At 41.6% G+C, this 19,902-nt stretch carries 19 protein-coding genes; 18 read left to right on the top strand and 1 reads right to left on the bottom strand.

Going from position 1 to position 19,902, the window contains the following annotated elements:
* Positions 1–64: 64 nt before the first annotated feature.
* Positions 65–2,062: a sucrose-specific PTS transporter subunit IIBC gene (locus B2V22_RS07240; RefSeq protein WP_290491494.1), complete on the bottom strand. Its 1,998-nt coding sequence runs from the start codon at positions 2,060–2,062 to the stop codon at positions 65–67.
* Positions 2,063–2,316: 254 nt separating this feature from the next.
* On the opposite strand from B2V22_RS07240, the gene B2V22_RS07235 reads away from it, so the two are divergent.
* The 18 genes from B2V22_RS07235 (at position 2,317) to B2V22_RS07155 (ending at position 19,878) form a co-directional block, all read left to right on the top strand.
* The gene (locus B2V22_RS07235; RefSeq protein ID WP_290491492.1) at positions 2,317–3,780 is read left to right on the top strand and encodes a sucrose-6-phosphate hydrolase; all 1,464 of its coding nucleotides are present in this window, start codon (positions 2,317–2,319) and stop codon (positions 3,778–3,780) included.
* 19 nt (positions 3,781–3,799) lie between these two features.
* On the top strand, positions 3,800–4,789 hold the full coding sequence (locus tag B2V22_RS07230; protein WP_290491490.1) for a LacI family DNA-binding transcriptional regulator: 990 nt from the start codon (positions 3,800–3,802) through the stop codon (positions 4,787–4,789).
* Between the two features lie 33 nt (positions 4,790–4,822).
* Positions 4,823–5,161 (top strand): FAD:protein FMN transferase, encoded by a 339-nt coding sequence (locus B2V22_RS08495; RefSeq protein WP_349680121.1) that lies wholly within the window; start codon positions 4,823–4,825, stop codon positions 5,159–5,161.
* Positions 5,133–5,786, top strand: coding sequence for an FAD:protein FMN transferase (locus B2V22_RS07225; RefSeq protein WP_349680120.1), 654 nt, complete (start codon positions 5,133–5,135; stop codon positions 5,784–5,786). The genes B2V22_RS08495 and B2V22_RS07225 overlap by 29 nt, the downstream gene beginning before the upstream one ends.
* 194 nt (positions 5,787–5,980) lie before the next feature.
* On the top strand, positions 5,981–7,276 hold the full coding sequence (locus tag B2V22_RS07220) for a tetratricopeptide repeat protein (RefSeq protein ID WP_290491488.1): 1,296 nt from the start codon (positions 5,981–5,983) through the stop codon (positions 7,274–7,276).
* A gap of 68 nt (positions 7,277–7,344) precedes the next feature.
* On the top strand, positions 7,345–8,136 hold the full coding sequence (dapB, locus tag B2V22_RS07215; protein ID WP_290491496.1) for a 4-hydroxy-tetrahydrodipicolinate reductase: 792 nt from the start codon (positions 7,345–7,347) through the stop codon (positions 8,134–8,136).
* A complete protein-coding gene (locus tag B2V22_RS07210) occupies positions 8,129–9,409 on the top strand; it encodes a CCA tRNA nucleotidyltransferase (RefSeq protein WP_290491487.1) in 1,281 nt (426 codons plus the stop codon). Before dapB ends, B2V22_RS07210 begins: the two co-directional genes overlap by 8 nt.
* 10 nt (positions 9,410–9,419) lie before the next feature.
* The gene (locus B2V22_RS07205) at positions 9,420–10,739 is read left to right on the top strand and encodes an exonuclease domain-containing protein (protein WP_422652868.1); all 1,320 of its coding nucleotides are present in this window, start codon (positions 9,420–9,422) and stop codon (positions 10,737–10,739) included.
* The gene (locus B2V22_RS07200; protein WP_422652867.1) at positions 10,690–12,255 is read left to right on the top strand and encodes a helicase C-terminal domain-containing protein; all 1,566 of its coding nucleotides are present in this window, start codon (positions 10,690–10,692) and stop codon (positions 12,253–12,255) included. Before B2V22_RS07205 ends, B2V22_RS07200 begins: the two co-directional genes overlap by 50 nt.
* A 39-nt stretch (positions 12,256–12,294) precedes the next feature.
* A complete protein-coding gene (locus B2V22_RS07195; protein ID WP_290491482.1) occupies positions 12,295–12,768 on the top strand; it encodes a DUF5590 domain-containing protein in 474 nt (157 codons plus the stop codon).
* 13 nt (positions 12,769–12,781) lie between these two features.
* Positions 12,782–13,978 carry a pyridoxal phosphate-dependent aminotransferase gene (locus B2V22_RS07190; RefSeq protein WP_290491480.1) on the top strand — a complete coding sequence of 399 codons (1,197 nt, stop codon included), beginning with the start codon at positions 12,782–12,784 and terminating at the stop codon, positions 13,976–13,978.
* Between the two features lie 183 nt (positions 13,979–14,161).
* Positions 14,162–14,809 (top strand): DnaD domain protein, encoded by a 648-nt coding sequence (locus tag B2V22_RS07185; RefSeq protein WP_290491479.1) that lies wholly within the window; start codon positions 14,162–14,164, stop codon positions 14,807–14,809.
* A gap of 42 nt (positions 14,810–14,851) precedes the next feature.
* On the top strand, positions 14,852–15,502 hold the full coding sequence (nth, locus tag B2V22_RS07180) for an endonuclease III (RefSeq protein WP_290491477.1): 651 nt from the start codon (positions 14,852–14,854) through the stop codon (positions 15,500–15,502).
* 111 nt (positions 15,503–15,613) lie between these two features.
* Positions 15,614–16,075, top strand: coding sequence for a MarR family winged helix-turn-helix transcriptional regulator (locus tag B2V22_RS07175; RefSeq protein WP_290491475.1), 462 nt, complete (start codon positions 15,614–15,616; stop codon positions 16,073–16,075).
* A gap of 151 nt (positions 16,076–16,226) precedes the next feature.
* A complete protein-coding gene (locus B2V22_RS07170) occupies positions 16,227–17,660 on the top strand; it encodes a bifunctional metallophosphatase/5'-nucleotidase (protein WP_290491473.1) in 1,434 nt (477 codons plus the stop codon).
* 42 nt (positions 17,661–17,702) lie between these two features.
* On the top strand, positions 17,703–18,419 hold the full coding sequence (locus tag B2V22_RS07165; protein ID WP_290491471.1) for a YutD family protein: 717 nt from the start codon (positions 17,703–17,705) through the stop codon (positions 18,417–18,419).
* Positions 18,420–19,229 (top strand): HAD-IIA family hydrolase, encoded by an 810-nt coding sequence (locus B2V22_RS07160; RefSeq protein WP_290491469.1) that lies wholly within the window; start codon positions 18,420–18,422, stop codon positions 19,227–19,229.
* The gene (locus B2V22_RS07155) at positions 19,204–19,878 is read left to right on the top strand and encodes a TIGR01906 family membrane protein (protein WP_290491467.1); all 675 of its coding nucleotides are present in this window, start codon (positions 19,204–19,206) and stop codon (positions 19,876–19,878) included. The genes B2V22_RS07160 and B2V22_RS07155 overlap by 26 nt, the downstream gene beginning before the upstream one ends.
* Positions 19,879–19,902: the final 24 nt, after the last annotated feature.

Raw genomic sequence — 19,902 nt, 5'->3', positions numbered from 1 at the left:
CTACTTTAGAGGGAGCATATCACTATTGTCCAACCTCCTAATTTAATTTTTTTTTATGTCTAGACTATTTCACTTTGATAATAGCTGTTTTTTCAGCTACTTGACCGTCTGCAACTACTTCAACGTTTTCATATTGATCTGCGTTTGTGACAATTACCATAACATCTGGGTCATAACCAGATTCTTTAATCACTGCTAGATCAAAGCTTCCTAATAGGGCACCTTTGTTGACTTGATCACCTTGTTTCACTTCACTGGTAAAACCGTGACCATTTAAGTTCACTGTGTCGATACCGATATGAATTAAAACTTCTAGACCTGAGTCACTGACTAATCCATAAGCATGGCCAGTTTCAGAGGCGATTGTTAAACTACCTGAAATCGGTGCGTATACATTGCCACTTGCGTCAGGAACAATGGCTAATCCTGGTCCCATCATACCTTGTGAGAATACAGGGTCATTGACATTTTCTAGGTCAGTGATTTTACCAGCAAGCGGTGCAACAATCGTATTGTCATCACTCGCGTGGTCAGTATTTGTAGCTACTGAAGTATTTGTTTTTGATGTATTTGTTGTTTCTTCTGTTTCATGAGTAGCAACTACTTTTGCTTCTTTTTCTTTCTCAGCTTGAGCATCATTAGCTTCTTTTTTCACTAAAGATTTACCGTAAATGTAGGTCGCAACAAATGCAATCACAATAGATACGGCGATAGCTAGCATAAAGGTTGGAATAAATCGAGGAATGATGGCTACGAAACCAATCACACCTGCAGGTCCTAACGACTGACTACGAACGTTAAAAATCCCTAAAATGACTGAGGCGATACCTGAAGCGATTAACCCAATAAAGAATGGGTATTTCAATTTCAAGTTGACCCCGAACATGGCTGGCTCAGTAATCCCTAGCATGGCAGATAGAGATGATGACGTCGCTAATCCTTTAGTCTTTTCATTCTTAGTGATGAAGTATACAGCTAAGGCGGCTGCACCTTGGGCAACATTGGCTACTGAAGCGATTGGGAAAATAAAATTACCACCTGTCGTCGCAACATCTGCAATTAGGGCAGTTTCAATTGCTGGGAAGGATTGGTGTAAACCTGTCAATACAATTGCTGAGTAGAATAGCCCAAAGAATCCATAACCAAAGGCACCTAGGTAAGAAATAGCCTCTACAATACCATTCAATAATAAATCAGAAAGTGTACGTAGAACAGGGCCGACAACCGTAAAGGTAATCACACCAGTTAATATGATGGTTAACATTGGTGTAAAGGTAAAGTCGATAGCGTCTTTTAAATATTTATGGAAGAAGGTTTCCAATTTAGCTAATATCCAAGCAACCCCGATAACAGGCAATACTTGACCTTGGTAACCAGCTTGGGCAATCTCTAAGCCAAAAATATTCCATACCGGCATTTCACCGGCTGCAGTCACATTGGCCACATTGTAACCATTTACTAGTTGTGGCATCACCATGATTAACCCCATGGTGGCACCTAGATAAGGGTTACCACCAAATCGTTTAGTAGCCGAGAAGGCAATTAAAACTGGTAGGAACGCAAAAGCTGCTGAGGCGAACATATTGATCATGTCAGCAAAATCTGCCCAGGCTGGGTACATAGTAACTAAGGCTTCAGGTCCAAATAAGTTTTGACTTGTTAGGACGTTGTTGACTGCCATAATCAAACCACCGGCAGTTAAGGCTGGAATTAATGGAACGAAAATATCTGATAATACTTTTATGACTGCCATGACTGGGTTTTGTTTACCCTGATTTTTAGCCGCTTCTTTTACTTCCTCTTTGGACGCAGGCTTAATGTCGGCGATTTTTGTATATTCCTCATATACCTTATTCACATCGCCAGGTCCTACAATAATTTGATATTGACCATTTGCTTTAAAGGTCCCTTTCAAATCTGGATCATTATCCAAGGCATCTTGGTCAATCTTTCCTTCGTCATTAACCACTAAACGTAAACGGGTCGCACAGTGGGCAGCAGTGACAACATTGTCTTCTCCCAAAGCTGCATGGATCCGTTTGGCAACTTCTTTGTGATTCATTCTATTTACCTCTTTTCTTCAAAGTTATTTTGTAAATTTAAGCGTTTTCATTTACTTGATTAGAATTTTAACAGGCAAACGACCATATGTCAATCGTTTGACATAAAATATTTAACTTGCAGATAAATCTATTGAAAAATAAGGATATTCAACATGGAAACGCTTGCTATTTTTCTGAGTTATGCTTAAAATAATACCATCATAAACGAAAGAATGAGGATGCAAGGTATTCATCATTTATTAGGAGGATATACATGTCTTTTACATTACACAGCTTTGACCAAGCAGACCGGTACCGAAACTACGCCGACTGGCCAGAGGACTATGTCACGGCACTCAATGAATTAGCGGACCAATCACCATGGCGCAACCACTTTCACTTGGAACCCAAAACCGGACTGATCAACGACCCAAACGGCTTTTCATATATAAACGGGGAATGGCAACTTTTCTACCAATACTATCCCTTTGGTCCAATTCACGGCCTGAAATCTTGGTACCGAGTAACATCTAAAGACTTGATCCATTGGGAGGAAAAGGGGTTGGGACTTCTTCCTGACAATGAATTAGACTCTCACGGTGCTTATTCAGGTTCAGCAACTGCTGATGGGGACAAGTTACGGTTATTTTATACAGGAAACGTGCGCGATGAAAATTGGGTACGTCATCCAAAACAAAATACGGTTACCTTTGACCCTGAAACAGGTGCACTTGGTCAAAAAGAACTGATTATTGATGAAATTGACCAAGCGACTGACCACTTCCGTGACCCCATGTACTTTACAGCACACGGTAAATCATGGTTAGTGATAGGCGGTCAAAGAAAAGCTGACGAGCGGGGGACCTTGTATTTATACCAAGCAGCCCCATCTAATCTAGATCAGTGGACTTACCACAGTGAATTAGCAATTCCTCAAGCGGATTCGGCTTACATGTTTGAATGTCCAAATATTAACCAAGTGGCCGGTAAAGTCTTTGTCACTTTCTGCCCCCAAGGTATCGACCAAGACCAATTAAACTATCAAAATATCTACCCTAATGCTTATCTGGTCGCGGATGCTTTTACTGCAGAAGGCAAGTTGGAAAACCCTGGTCAATTACACAATTTAGATTATGGTTTTGATGTGTATGCCAGTCAACTGATCAATGCACCAGATGGGCGAGTGCTAGGCGTTTCTTGGCTAGGACTACCGGAAATTGATTACCCTACGGACAAATACGGTTACCAAGGTGCCTTAAGTTTAATCAAAGAATTTCGTATTCAAGATGGTCGTTTGTATCAGTACCCAGTTGAAGAGACCTTGGCCCTAAGACAGGATCCACAAACCTTTACTGACCATATTGAAGTATCCCAAAACACCTACGAATACGCCTTTGAAGTGGCGGCGAATAAACAAGCAACCATTCATTTATATGCAGACGCAGACAAAAAACACTTTGTCACCTTATCCATTGATACAATTGATGGTAAAATAGAACTTGATAGAAGTGAGATGGGGACAGTTTTTGCTGAAGAATTTGGCACAAATCGAACGCTTGACCTAGCTGGCAAAGAAAAAGTGACAGTGAATGTCTTTGCGGATACATCAGTATTAGAGATTTTCGTGAACAATGGCGCTTATGTTATGTCTTCAAGAATTTTTACACCATCTAACCAACAAACACATATTTTTGCAGAAGGAACTGACAACAACCTGGCCTACCCCCTGCAAAAATAATGAATAAGGGGGAAAAACCTTGCGGGCAAAGTTACAAGATGTCGCAGCTTTAGCTGGTGTTTCAGTAACAACGGTGAGTCGCGTCATAAATCAAAAGGGTTATTTATCACAACAAACCATTGATAAAGTCCATGCAGCCATGAAAGAATTGAATTACTATCCAAATTCATTGGCACGGAGTTTACAAGGCAAATCGACCAAGTTGGTGGGCTTGATTTTTCCAAATATTGACACCATTTTTTATGCAGAATTGGTCAACCACCTAGAGCAAATCCTATTTGCTAAGGGGTATAAAACCATTATTTGTAACAGTGAACGGGATGCGGACAAAGAAGCTGAATACTTGAATATGCTCCAATCCAACCAAGTGGAAGGGATTATTGCGGGTGCCCATAATTTGAATTATGCGGATTACGAGCGAGTGACTGCGCCTGTAATTTCTTTCGACCGGTATATCGGGGAAAATATTCCTATAGTGTCTTCTGACAACTATCTGGGCGGGAAGTTGGCGACAGAAACATTACTTAAGGGGCAACCGACCAACCCTTGGATGATAACCGGGGCTAATGATCCCAATTCACCGACTTATTTGCGTTACCAAGCTTTTATGGATGTGATTAAGGCCCATGGATTAGAGGGTCAAGTCACTAAGATTCCAAAGAACTTTTCACAGATTAGAAAGCAATTGAAAATCAAAGCTTTGTTACTAGAAGAGGCACCGGATGCCATTTTTTGTTCGGATGATTTGACGGCCATGTTGGTTATGAATACCGCCCGTGAGTTGGGGATGACAATTCCGAATGATTTAAAGTTAGTGGGCTATGACGGTACAGACTTTATCCAGACCTATGTCCCACAATTAACGACCATTGCCCAACCCATTAAAGATTTGGCGGACTTATTAGTAGATGTCCTCTTGCAACAAATTGATCACTCGCTTGAGGTCAAGAAGGATGCGGACAATCGGTATGTCTTGCCTATTAAATTAATTCCCGGCCAGACTGTCTAGTTTCTATTTTGTGACGTATAGAAGGTGAAAGTAATGGAAGAAATTGTATTTAAAGTCATAGGGACTACCATTAGTCTTGCTATCGACCATGACCAAGCACCTGTAGTACTAGCGGAAGCCAGGCGGCGTTTATTGGACTATGAAAAAAGGTTTTCTGCAAATAATTCTGACAGCCTTTTGATGCAGGTCAATGCCAAGGCGGGGATTTCCCCTGTTCAAGTGGACCCGGATATCTTCCAGTTAATTGCTACTGGCAAAGATTATTCTTTGCAATCTGGGGCAACTTTAAATATCGCTATTGGCCCTTGGTCAAATTATGGCGGGGGGGGGGTGGGGATGGNNCTTGGTCAAATTATGGCGGGTGGGTTTTGAAGATGCTCACTTACCAAGTGAGGCTGACATTCAAAACCGGTTAGCCATTACCAACCCAGCAGATATTATTTTAGATAACAAAAGGCAAACAGTTTACTTAGCGAAACAAGGGATGGAAATTGACCTAGGCGCACTTGCTAAAGGGTATTTTGCTGACTTAATCAAAGATTACTTCCTTGAGCAAGATGTCCAATCAGGCATGATTAACTTGGGTGGGAATGTATTGTTAGTTGGCGCACACCCTGAAAATCCTGGTGGTTTTTGGCGAGTAGGGGTCCAGGACCCTGACCAAAGTCGTAATCATTTGCGGGGCATTATCCAGTTTCAAGATGGTTCGGTAGTGACTTCTGGTATTTATGAACGTCATTTTGAATACCAAGGACAGACCTACCATCATATTTTTGATTCTAAAACAGGCTATCCAGTGGCCAATGACCTTGCAGGCTTGACCATTGTGTCTAAGTCCTCTTTAGCGGGCGAAATTTACACGACCTTGTACTTTCATTTAGCCAGTCAAGATTTATTGGCCAAGCTGTCTGCTATTGCAGGGGTTGAGGCAGTTGTGATCACCAAATCGGGACAGGTCCTGTTGACGGAAGGGATCAAACCTTTTTATACGCCGTGACCATGGCGGCAAGTCCCATAGTAAATAGAATGGCTCTAAGAAGAAGTCTCACCAATGAGGCTTCTTTTTTTGTGGTCGTTTATTAGTTTGGGGTCTGGTAACTCTTTTTCAAAAGGGAAGGAATTATAGCCCTGGTGGAAGATTTTACCTGGTGAATTGTGCTAAAATAGGCTAGGTATAGGGGGTTGGATCTTTTGGACCAATTAGTGAATGAATTTATAACGTATATACAACAAAATGAGATTGAAAAGGCCAATGCGGTTTTTGAAAAAATCTTGACGCAGCTTGAGAATGAAGACGCACAAGTGATGGCACAGACGGGATACAGCTTAGCTCAGCTAGGGTTTGTGGACTATGCTAATGAGGTTTACACTGTCGGGGAAAACAGATTCCCTGAGGAAGATTCTTGGATTTTATTGAAGGGGGAGTTAGCCCTGGATAATGGTCAGGTGGAAGAATCGATTGATGAGTTATTGAAAATTACGCCAGAGAGTCCCTTGTATGTGGATGCTTTGCTATTACAGGCGGATGCTTACCAAATGTACAATTTGCCGGAAGTGGCCTTGGTCAAATTGAGTGAAGCGCGAGAATTAGCGCCAAACCAACCGGTGATTTTATACGGGATTGCGGAATTACGGTTCCAGCAAGGTGAATTCCAACAGGCCTTACCACTATATGAGCGGTTATTGCAATCTGAGGAAACGCCAGAATCTTTATTTGAAACTATTGAAGCCCATTTTGCTTATGCTAAGGCGGCAACGGGGGACTTTGAAGAAGCTATTGAGTTGATTGAAGAGACACCTGAAAATGATCGGACAGATGAACAACAAGAACAATTAGCCTTCTATTATGTGGAAACGGAAAACTTTGAAAAAGCCAATACCATTTTAGAGGCCTTGTATGAAGATGACAAGTTGTCAGATGGTTTACTGGCAGTCTTCGCCCAAGTGAAGAACGCCTTCCATGACCACGACGGGGCCTTAGAAATAATCGATAAGGCGATTTTGGTCAATCCATATGAAGCACGGTTGTACTTCCAAAAGGCTGAATTTGCCCAACAAATTGGTAACCGCGAAACGGCTCGTGAAGCCTTAGAATTGGCTTTAGATATCGATCCTGACTATGGACAAGCTTTAGTATTGCTACTGCAATTGCTGATTGATGACGAGGATTACGGAATAGCCCGAGCCCTGATTCAAGATATGGATGAAAAAGGGATTGAGTTCGACCGTTATGTCTGGATGAAGGCCAAAGTATTCCAAGAGTTAGAGGAATTTGACTTTGCTAACCAAGCCTACACCGAAGCTTACCCACAGTTGAAAGAAGATGCGTCCTTCTTACATGACTATTTCGACTTTTTACGTGAAGCAGGGGACTGGCGCCGAATTGAACAGGTCTTTAAAGACCAAACTGACTTAGCCCAAAGACCAGACTTCCATGATGTTTATGAAAGTTTACAGGATTGGTTGGCTGAAAACGAAGGTTTTTAATTAAGATAATAGGATTCATACGAGTCAGATTAAATGAACCATAGAGAATGAGCATTTTAGGAGGCAAGATTATGCGCGTATTAGTAACAGGATTTTTAGGTAGAATGGGTTCCACAGCAGCCAACATGGTCATTAACCATGATGGGTTTGAACTGGTGGCTTTAGCCAACAACGACTTAGACAAGCGAGCAGACCGTGTGGCAGAATGGTCAGATAAGGCACCAGTTTTTGAAAGTATTCAAGAAGCGATTGACGCTGTAGACATCGATGTCGCAATCGACTTTACAATTCCGGCTGCAGCTTATGAAAACACTAAATACTATATTGAACATGATATCCACCCAGTAGTTGGGACAACTGGTTTCACTGATGAAGAAATTGAAGAATTAACGGCTTTATCTGAAGCAAAAAAACTAGGTGGTTTAATTGCACCAAATTTTGCCATTGGTTCAGTCTTGATGCAAGTCTTCTCTGCTAAAGCGGCTAAATACTTACCAGACGTTGAAATTACTGAAATTCACCACAATCAAAAATTAGATGCCCCAAGTGGTACCGCTGAAAAAACAGCTAAATTAATTTTTGAAGCACGCGGTGAGCATGTTTCTGGACATCCAGATGAAACAGAATCAATGTCAGGCGCACGTGGCGCTGACTTCCACGGCATCCGCATCCATTCATTACGTTTACCAGGCTACAACTCACATCAAATCGTACAATTCGGTGGTGTGGGGGAAGCCTTAACTATCCGTCAAGATTCATTCGACCGTAACTCATACATGCCCGGCGTAGCATTGGCTGTTGAAAAAGTAGGTCAGTTAGACGGCTTAATCTATGGTTTGGAGCACTTATTAGATGACTAATAGCCAAGAATTTACCAAAGCAGCACCCATAATTCATACCCTCAATGAGGCTGGCTACGAGGCCTATTTTGTGGGTGGGGCTGTGCGGGACTTGCTATTAGACTTGCCTATCCATGATGTAGATATCGCGACCTCTGCCTATCCTGCTGAAGTTCAAGCCCTTTTCCCACGTCATTTTGATGTGGGCTTAGATCATGGGACGATTATGGTTTGGTTTGAAGGTGAAACCTATGAAATCACTACCTTTAGAACCGAATCAACCTATCAAGATTACCGTCGCCCGGACAAGGTAACCTTTGTTCAAAACTTAGAAGAAGACCTATTACGCCGTGACTTTACCATTAATGCCTTGGCTATGAATCCTGACTACAAGATAGTGGATTATTTCCATGGGCAAAAGGATCTAGCTGACCAAGTTATCCGGGCTGTGGGTAATCCACATGACCGGTTTAATGAAGATGGCCTCCGCATGATGCGTGGCGTTCGCTTTGCTAGTCAACTTGACTTTAATATTGAGCCAGAAACCCTAGCAGCAATCGCTGAGAATGCGGGTATTCTAGTCCATATTGCAGTGGAGCGGATTGCGGTTGAAATGAATAAACTGTGGATTGGTGTCAATTGGCACAAAGGGTTAAACTACTTCCTAGAGACAGATTTAATTCAATATGTACCTTATTTAGCAGACTATAAGGCTGTTTTCACAGATTTACTAGGTTATACGAGTGACCAAGTTCAAATCCCAAATGAAAACTTTGGCTGGGCCTTATTCTTCTGGCGGGCCTTTCAACTAAATGGCAGGGAAGATTTACCTACTATTCAACAGCAAGTCCGCCAATTCACCAAGGCCTGGAAGATGTCTAACCAAGCCCAAAAGGATATCCTTGCTTACTTAGATATCTTGGCTTACCGGGCCCAAACAGCTGAATGGACCCTGGTTGATTTATACGGACGTGACCGAGATCAACTTGTCTTAGTAGAAGCATTCATAGAGGCGCAACAAGTGGCTGGCCAAGAAGATTTTGTAACCATCTTTAAGACAGCCAATGTCCAAGCAATTCATGCTTTATTCGACCAATTACCCATTCAATCCTTGCGTGATTTAGCCCTAAACGGCCAAGACATTATTCAAGAAATCAATCCAGAAAATAAACGGGCGATTGGCCAAATGCTCCAATTTTTAGAGCAGGCGGTTGTGGCCCAAGATGTGGTGAATGAACGGGCGGCCTTATTGGCTTATCTAGATACTCATCATGATCAAATAAACGAAATTTAATTGTAGGAAGGTGTTAGAAGTGACAACCACTTATGCGGTTCTGGACTTAGAAACAACAGGATCTACATATGATAACGGTGACCGCATTATTCAAATTGGGGTGGCCTTTGTTCAGAACGGGCAGGTTGTGGATCAATTTGCTACGGATATCTTTCCTAATCAAGAAATTCCACGTGAAATTACCAAGTTGACCGGTATTACCAATGAACAAGTCAAGCGGGCGCCAAAGTTTGAAGCAGTTGCAGAAACCCTTTGGCAAAAGCTTTCCAATACGGTCATTGTTGCCCATAATATTGGCTTTGATTACAAATTTTTAGACAAGAGCTTTCAAGCCCAAGGCTACCCGGCTATGACCCATGACCGGGTAGATACTGTGGAAATGGTGCGGACTCTTTTCCCAACGGCAGATTCCTATAAACTAGGCGAATTCTGTCTATCCCACGGCATCCAACTTGAGAATGCCCATACGGCCATTGATGATGCAGTGGCGACTGCCCAAATTTTGATTATGTGTCAGGAAAAAGTAGCCACCATGCCAGTTGAGTTATTTGCCCAGCTTCAGCCATTCTTACATTATTTTATTGGGCAAACCGGCGACTATATGGCCTTATGGTTTAAAGACCACAAAGGAGCCAAACGTCCTTACGAATACATCGCGCCATTTGTCTTGAATCCAAAATTAGCTAATTTCCAGATTTTTCCTGCTGGCTTTGGGGCAAAAGAAGCTAGCTATTTACAAGCTGATGATTTAAAGGTGATTGAAGCCAATCATGGGGTAAGCTTAGCACCCCTTCAAAAGACCATGGTCAAAGATATAGCACCATTTTTCCATGAGGAAGCGACATCCTCTTCAGATACGACTAAAAGACCTAAATACGCCTTTCTAACGGCCAATGCAGGCGTTGGAAAATCCTTGGCCTACGTGGTATCTGCCTTGTCTGCTGACGAAACGGCTAGTCAGCAAACTGGGGCTAAGTCTGGGGTAAATGATGATCAAAAACAAGTGGTTATTTCAACCTCAACAGTTGTCTTACAGCATCAATTCTTGGATAAAACGGTCCAATTAGCGGCCAACTTATTAGGAAGACCCTTGAAAACAGTTATTTTAAAAGGGCAAAATCACTTTATCCAATTGACGAAATTGCAGAAATATACTCAACAGTTAAAGCAACATCCAGAAGCGGCCTTAAAACGAGATGTCTTAATTTCAGTGGCACTTTTTGTCTGGTTGCATGAAACTGAAACAGGTGACTTGCATGAACTGAATCCTGGCTTAAACAATGAGGTCTACTGGCAAAATGTNNAGATGGGCGGATTATGCTTTCTATGAGCGACATGTGACGGAAGCCAAGTCTGCAAACATCGTGATTTTAAACCACGCTTACTTTGTCTACCATTACCAAGATTTAATTGACCAAGCTATTTTGACAGAAAAAGCTAAGGTCATTATTGATGAATGCCATCAATTACCGGTGACCGTCCACCAACAACAGATTAAAACCCTCCAATCGAAAGAGGTGGAGGAAACTTTAAAGGCTATGGAACGAACTGTGCACCGGTTGATGGACAAGGTAGTCACCAATAATGTGAAAATCCAGGCAGTCGACAAACTCTACCATGTGGAGCAGAATTTACAGGAGGCTTGGGGCAATTTAGACCGGTTTATTGATCAAATTTCGGATAAATTCCAAACCAAATCTTACTACCAACGGCATACGGCACAAAAATCCTATTATATTGCCTATGACTATTATCTAGTGGCCGATTGGCGAGAATCAGCCCAAAAGGCGATTACAGCCATGTCTAAGATGGTGTCACCGTTGAAGGTCATTGGCAGACAGCTATATCAAATGGAGATATTGACCAAGCGGGCCTACCAGCAATTACTTGGCCAATTAAACCAATATGATTACACGATTCAAATCTGGCTAGAAACGACCGAACCTAGCAAAAATTATTACGCGGACTTACAAGTCAATTTCGGCAAACACTATGTTCAAGTGACCATTGACCGCAAATTGTACACGAGTCAGGCTCATTTAGCGGCTATATTCCAAGCGATTCCAAGCCAAATGTTATTGGTATCAGCGTCACTTGAAATCGTCCGGTCTAAAAATATGATTCAGTCATTATTTGGTATCGAGGACTTTGCATGGTTTTCTTTCATGGAAGATTCTTACACCCAGCAATTAGTCCAAGGCCGGGACCATCAAGTTCGTGGCTATTATCTGAAAGACTACCACTCTATCGACAAATACAATGAGGACCAGGCTGCTATGGTGATTGCTGATTTGGTGGAAACCCTATGGACCAATCGAAAAGCCATGCAAAAAATCCAAGTTTTCTTCCAGTCTAGGTCTTTGATGCGGGCAACGCAATTTGAAATGAAGCAGCGGATGACTCGGTCTGATTATGGCAACCTGATTGTCCAAAATAATCAACGCAATCTAGACCGGTTAGCCCGTCAGTATGAAGACAGTTCACGGGCCATATTGTTCGCTTTGGCTAGCTTTCAAGAAGGGGTCCATCTTAATGCCAAAACGGACGCTTTTGTCCTAACCAGACTGCCGTTCTCAGCGCCAGATACGCCAGATGAATTAGCCAAGCAAGACTATCTAAAATCACTTGGCGATAACTACTTTGATGATGTGGCCTTACCGGAAATGTTAATGAATTTAACACAAATATTTGGTCGGATGGCCGCGTCGGGTAGCCAAGATGCTATCTTTATCTCACTGGATAAGCGGCTAGAAAAGGCGGCCTATGCTGACCAAATTGCTGGTGTGATGCCGGATGCTTTGAATATGCAGACGGTAAAACTACAGGAATTAAAGCAGATAGATTAAAATTATGTTAGAATAGACCTACAAAAGGGGCAAGAGATAATGAAACGCAAGTTATTTTCCATTTTGATCGCCGTGATGGTGATTTACTTGGTTGGGTCCACCTATATTTATGCGAATTCGCAACAAATGGTGGCTAGTGCAGAAGTAGAAACGACGAAAGCAGCAAAGGATGCTGGCCTAACCAATATCACTGATTTTTATGTATTTAATAAAGATGAAACGTATTATGCCGTTTTGGGCGAAAATAGTGAAGGGCGCCAAGTTTATTTTGCCTACCAACCCGATACTGATTACCAGAAAATGGGCTTTGTAGATGAGATGGTGAATGAAGATAACGCCTTTTCACTGACAAGATACGAAATGCCTGATGTCAATGTAAGAAAAGCCAACCTCGGTATCGAAAACGATACATTCGTGTGGGAAGTTTCATTCACAGATGCAGACGGCCGTCTTGGCTACCATTACATCAATGCAACAACTGGTGAATGGTACGAAACTATCAACGACTTATAGGAGGAATGAGGCTATGGAATTAGCAAATAGAATTAAAAAAATGCAGGGGTCACAAACAGCGGCTGCTGCAGCTAAGGCTCGTGCACTACAAGCACAAGGAGTTGACGTCATCTCACTAGCGGTAGGGGAACCGGATTTTAACACCCCAAACTACATCCTAGAACAAGTAAAAGAGGATATGTTTGCGGGTCGCGGTCACCATTACACAGATTCAACAGGGATCACAGCATTGAAACAAGCCATTATTGACTATCATGCTGAATACGACCAAGTTGACTACACGTTAGACCAAGTTTTTATTGCTGATGGGGCGAAGATGGTCTTGTACTACACCTTCCAATCCCTATTAAATGAAGGGGACGAAGTCTTAATCCCAGCGCCTTATTGGGTAAGCTACGTGGACCAAGTGAAAATGGCAGACGGGATACCAGTAATTTTTGAAACGTCAGCAAGTGACAACTTTAGAATCACCCCAGAATTGTTAGACCAGCATGTCACTGACAAAACAAAATTACTTGTCTTAAATACACCATCTAACCCAACAGGGGCGATCATGAGTGAAGAAGACGCCCGCGCAGTAGCGCAATATTGTTTAGACCACAATATCCTGGTAGTTGCCGATGAAATCTACTACCGTTTAGTCTACAACGGTCATCAAGCACAATCGATTGCAGCCATTTCACCGGAAGTCCAAGAAAATACTATCGTGATCAATGGTTTTTCAAAAGCCTATGCGATGACAGGTTGGCGTTTAGGCTATGCCTTAGCGGATAACAAATATGTTGGCGCTTTTGCTAAATTGGCTAGTCAAATCAACTCAAACCCAGCAGGTATCAGTCAATTTGCAGCCTTAGCTGCCTTAACGGGTCCCCGTGAAGAGGCCGTTGAAGCCATGCGTAAAGAATTTGAAAACCGCCTAAATGCAGCCTATGAAGAAGTGTTAACGATTCCGGGCTTTAAATTAGATTTCAAACCGCAAGGGGCTTTTTACCTATTCCCAGATGCAACTGAAACTGCTAGATTATGTGGCTATGAATCCGTAACAGACTTAGCCAATGCCTTCATCGATCAAGCGCATGTTGTTGGGGTGCCTGGTGTGGCCTTTGGTAAGGCAGACCATATTCGTTTTTCATATGCAACCAACGAAGAAACTTTTGCAGAAGCAATGAAACGTATCCGTGAATTTGTTCAAGGGAAAATGGCTAAATAATAGATGCAATTTTTATCTGATAAAATGTGCATTAGAAAAGTTAGGTTACTTTATAGACCTAACTTTTTTGTATTATAATAGACGCGATAGCATTCGAGCAGACCGGCTATTTTTCAAGAAATGAATAACGCGCCGGTAGATGAAATAGTTAAGCAAGTAAAATCGATAAAAGGAAGGTGCCACATGCAAAGAGAATACTATACAGTCCTACGCAACCGCATTTTAGAATCATATCACCGGTTGAACATCTCAAATGAAGAAATGATGCTATTAATCCACTTTTTAACCTTCCAACAAGCTGGTGAAGACTTTCCAGCTATTTCCCTGATTGGTCGCCGGATGAATGTAAAAGACCAACAACTTTATGACATGATCCAGTCTTTAATTGAACGAGGCTTTCTAAGTATTCCCTCTTATAAGAATGACCAAGGTAAATCGGTGGAGTATTATTCCTTGGACCCTCTCTACCAGAAAATCACGCAATTAGATAAAGTAGACGAAAGTGAACGATTTAAAGAAGCCAAAGCTACCAAAGAGGGCGAAGTGTTCGACATGATTCAAGTCGAATTTGGTCGGCAATTATCGCCAATTGAGTACCAAAAGATCAGTGATTGGTTTAAGAAAGACGGTTATGACCCAGATGTCGTTAAGGAAGCCTTGAAGGAATCCGTCTTAAACAATGTCTATTCCTTGAATTATATGGACCGGATCTTATTAAACTGGTCTAAACGTAAACAGTCTCAAGCGAATGATTCAGCAGGTTTCAGTAAACAAAAAGCGCAAAACCAAGACCTCCCACCGGTACCAGTCACCAAATGGTTAAATAAATAGTTCTTTAGAAAATCATTAAATATGCAAGAGGAGGGTTTAGCAGTGACCAAATTACCTTTAAAAACAAAAGCAGAAACGATTGCTATTCTGGATGAGTTAGATAAACTATACCCCAATCCAAAAACTATGTTGGATTATCAAACCCCATTCCAATTAGTGGTAGCGGTTCTGATGTCCGCGCAAACGACTGATGTGGCGGTTAATAAAGTGACGCCCGCCTTATTCGCCAAGTATCCGGACCCAGACCATATGGCTGAAGCAGAACTAGAGGACCTTGAATCCTATATCAAAACAATTGGCCTCTACCATAACAAGGCCAAGAATATGAAGAAGACAGCAATCATGATTCGTGATGAATTCAATGGACAGGTACCCAAAAGCCGGGAAGAATTGATTCAATTACCGGGTGTAGGTCGGAAAACAGCCAACGTCGTTTTAAGCGAGGCCTTTGGGATCCCGACAATTGCGGTCGATACCCACGTTGAACGGGTGACCAAACGGATGGGCATTGTCGACCCGGATGCCAGCGTTAGACAAACGGAAGAAACTTTGATGGCGAAAATCCCTCAAGAAAGATGGCGGGATGCCCACCACCAGTTCATTTATTTTGGTCGAGAATACTGCACTGCCCGTAATCCTAAATGTGTATCTGACCCGAGGATTACTTTCTGTGAATGTCGAAAGCTCAAATAAATATCACATTTTTGAAGGTCAAATGAGCCAGTTATTTAGAGGCCGTCACTTGATAAATATTTTGAATTTGGGTATATTTATGAACAATGAAATGAAAGAGAAGGTGAAAACATGCCTGCAGAACATGACGGGACGCAAACAGCTGAAAGTTTACATGCCTTACGTGTCCACTTAAAAGGGAGTCAATACATCCTTGAAGTGCTTAAAAAAGATATGCGTAAGAAAGGTTTAAGTGAAAACGAGTTTACCGTCCTAGAGTTACTATATAATCGTGGTCCACAACCCATCCAACAAATTGGTAAACGTATCCTTATTCCATCATCAAGCTTAACTTATGTGATTGATCGCTTAGAGGATAAGGGTTTTGTTGAACGTACGCATAATCCTGAAGACCGTCGAGTGATTTATGCTAAAATCACAAAACTAGGCCGCGAGAAAATGGCAGAAGTTTTCCCTGGACATAGTCAATTAATTGCTGATATGTTCCAAGAATTTAGCGAGGATGATGTCGAAACGTTTATTCATTTGACCAAAAAATTAGGGTTTACAGCCAAGAAAATGCTAGAAAAATAGGATCTATTGAGGTTTAATACGGAGAAGTTTATCTATGTGATAGCTTCTCCTTTTTTCTTGTCATCGATTGTTGGTAAGGTTGGTCAAGATTTCCGCATGTTGAAAAGGGTACGAATATGATATGATTATACAGAATGATTGGGGTGTTGATATGAAGGAAATAATTCATTTTTATCATACAAATGACTGGCATTCTCATCTGGAGAACTGGCCGAAATTTTTACGCTATTATCAAACACAAGCAGATAAACATCGAAGCGAAGGCGAAGCCCATTTTCTTTTTGATATTGGTGATGCAGTTGACCGCCAACATCCTTTAACAGAAGCTAGTCAGGGAGAAAATATGGTGACCTTGATGAACGAACTTGGGGTAGATGTTGCGACAATTGGCAACAACGAAGGGATTGGGAGTCAGCATGATATCCTAGACAATCTATATGAACAGGCAGATTTTCCGGTTGTTTTAGGCAATATTTTCGATAAAGAAAGTGGTCGACCACCCAAATATACCCAAGATTACACCATGATTCAAACCAATAAGGGTAGTCGGTTTGCGGTATTTGGCATGACGGCCCCATTTGAAATTTCTTATGGCGTAGTTGGCTGGGACCCGATTGACCCACTCTTGAGCATCGCACGTGTATTAAAGGACATTAAAACCAATGAAACTTTTGATGGTATTCTGTTGCTGAGTCATCTCGGTTTACCAGCAGACCGCCAAGTCGCTGAGCAATTTCCAGAAATCTTGGTTATTTTCGGTGCACACACCCACCACGTTTTGCCAGAAGGCGAATGGGTCGGCCACACACTATTAACTGGTGGCGGTAAGTACGGGCAATTTATGGGCCATCTAACCCTTGAAATCAATAAAGATGAAGGACATTTATATACCCCTAAAAAAATGTCAACAGATGCTCAACAAGATAACGCGATTATCGATTATGCACGCTATTTCACATTGGACGAAGAATTGATTGCTTCTGACCGCATTTCTGCCTATGATGAAGACTATATCCAGGTCAACAGGTGGTTAGAAGAGGGCGAAAGCCAATTGAAAAACCAAATTGTTGGCCAATTACCCATCGCATTAGCAGCGAATGAAAATCATTTTTCCCCCCTACAATATGACACCTTATTGGCCATGAAAGCAGCCAGTGGTGCAGACATTGCTATGGTTAATTCGGGCTTATTCCTTCAAGGACTGCATGCTGGGCCAGTATCTAAATATGATTTGCATAAGGCATTACCGCATCCGATTCGCTTGATGGTGGTCGAGTGTACTGTTTCAGAATATTTGAATCAAATATACCCGCAAATTACAAGGCTCAGACCAGATTTACAGGCTATGCCGATTAAAGGGTCTGGATTTAGGGGTCGGATTTTTGGGCAATTAATGGTCTTAGACAATAAAAACTTAGACCAGCTTTTACTAGATCAACCTTTGAAAATCATTACAATCGACCATATATTGTATTTGCCGTTTTTCACGGAACTAATCAATAAAAAACATTATTTATGGGGACAACCCTTTATACGAGAACTCATTGCGGACAAGATCCAGCAAGCCAGTAGTCGCGATGAATAGCCATAGGCATTCAAAGGCACACAAGGCATAAGGAGGTATGACATGTTAAGTCGTAAGAAACAAGAAGAATTAAAAGAACAACGTGCGAGTTTAAATTATCCAATCGCTAAGATCGAACGGACGAGTCCGGAAAGTTTAGTGATTAACGGACAAACTTTTGCGGTCGTGGATAATTACCGTGACGCCTTAGACTTAGAGGCGCTAGCTGACCGATATATGGATATTCTGGATGTCTATGATTTTGTGGTAGGGGATTGGTCCTATGAACAATTAAGGTTGAAAGGGTTCTTTGCGGATGATGCCAAAATCGGCTCATTAGAGCAAAAAATCAAGCATTTACCTGATTACTTACTAGAATACGGGAGTTTTGGGGCCGCTTATTTTGTCCTTTTTCATGAACGAAGTGCAGAAGAAGTTCAAAAACGAAATGAAGCCTTTTGGACACAACAAAAAAACCAAAATCAAGAATCTTCAAGAAATAGACAGCAAAAGAACCAAGGCCGTTCAGGCGGTAAGAAGGCTTACCAAAGCAAAAAGTCGGATAACCGTCATCAATCGACTAAACCAAGTCAACAGAAACAAAAGCACAAACAACAACGTTCAAATAAGAAGCAAGAATATGCTAAAGGGCCGTCATTCTCGATTTCACAGAGTAAAGACAACAACAAAAATGCCCAAAGTCAAAAACCAGTGAAAAGAAAAGTTGTGACTAAGCGCCAACACTCTTTCAGTATTAAAGAAAAGGGGGATAAGACATAGATGAATCTACGAGATAAAGTTTTTTTAATTGATTTAGATGGGACTATGTACCGTGGCGGTCAACCAATAGAAGGCGCAAAAGAATTTATCGAGCGCTTGATTCAAGAAAATATCCCTTTTCTATTTGTGACTAATAATGCCATGCGTAAACACCAAGCAGCAGCAGATAATTTGAACAAAATTACCGGTCTAAATGTTGAGGGTAGCCACTTCTATACATCAGTCGACACCCTGCGTTTTATCCTATCCGAAGATTTAGAATCGGGTAAACTAGTCAAGCAAACAGGAAACGCCTATGTAATTGGGATGGATTACTTAAAAGACCAGGTAATAGAAGCCGGCTTTAATCTGGTTGAAAATGTGGACCAAAATCCATGTGATATCGTGGTCGTTGGTCTGGATCAGGAAGTGGACTACCATCAATTCATTGAAGCATCCATTGCTGTTCAAAGAGGTGCTGCTTTTTATCTGACCAATCCAGACGTCCAATTTCCGTCTGAGCGCGGATTTGTCCCAGGAGCAGGGGCGATTGGCCAAGTTATTACAGCTGCTACCCGAATTGCTCCCACAGTTTGCGGAAAACCGAATGCTTTAATCATTGAAGGCGCCCTAGCCAAAATGGGCTTTAGCAAAGACCGAGCTGTTTTTTTAGGGGACAACTTAATGACAGATATTTCTGCTGCAGAAAATGCGGGTATTGACGCTATTTTTATTGAGACGGGTGTACATACAAGAGATAATTTAGCAGAATTTGGTGTGACGCCAACATTGGTGGTGGAAAATTATGAAGCACTCTTATCGATCTGGTAGTAAACTTCTTCATGAAACACGGTTATGGTTAGGTATTTTAGCCCTTTTGATATTCTTTATTACATTAGCGATTACCGTCACCATTGCAAACGTCCCCTTATTTATGGGGTCGTTATGGTTTTCAAAGTCCTTTGACGCAGTCGATCTAACCTTTTGGACTGTAGTCGACAATTATTTACAGCTCTTGGCCTATTTAAATTTCCCTTGGGTTGAAACTTTAGCCATGTCAGACTTTCCAACGTCGGCCTCTGCAGCCTTTCATTTCATGGAAGTGAAGCACTTATTTTATTTAAATTATGTAGCTATGTTAATTTCAGGTCTAATCGGTGCTTTCACCCTTCATAAATTAACAGTTACCCGTGACTTATGGCGGCTGTACTGGCCCTTTAAACAATTGAGATGGTTACCAATTATTGTGATTATTCTCCTAGTCTTCAATTTCAACGCCATTTTTATCGCCTTTCATGAAATTGCCTTTAATAATGATGCCTGGTTGTTTAATCCAGAAACTGATCCTATTATTCTCGTGCTCCATGAATCCTTCTTCTTATTATGCTTTGTATCCGTCTTTTTGATCCTGCAACTCGCTATTGAATGGGTTTATCGTATTGGGAAAAAGGACTTCAATCGCCAAATATTAGGTATTTAAAAAGGCTCTTCGTCAAATAGGACT

Origin of the sequence: Aerococcus sp. UBA6277, assembly GCF_002440555.1 — a bacterium.
Taxonomy (GTDB): Bacteria; Bacillota; Bacilli; order Lactobacillales; family Aerococcaceae; genus Aerococcus.
The sequence above is the reverse complement of the archived record's forward strand: the minus strand, read 5'-3'. Positions and strand labels throughout refer to the sequence as shown.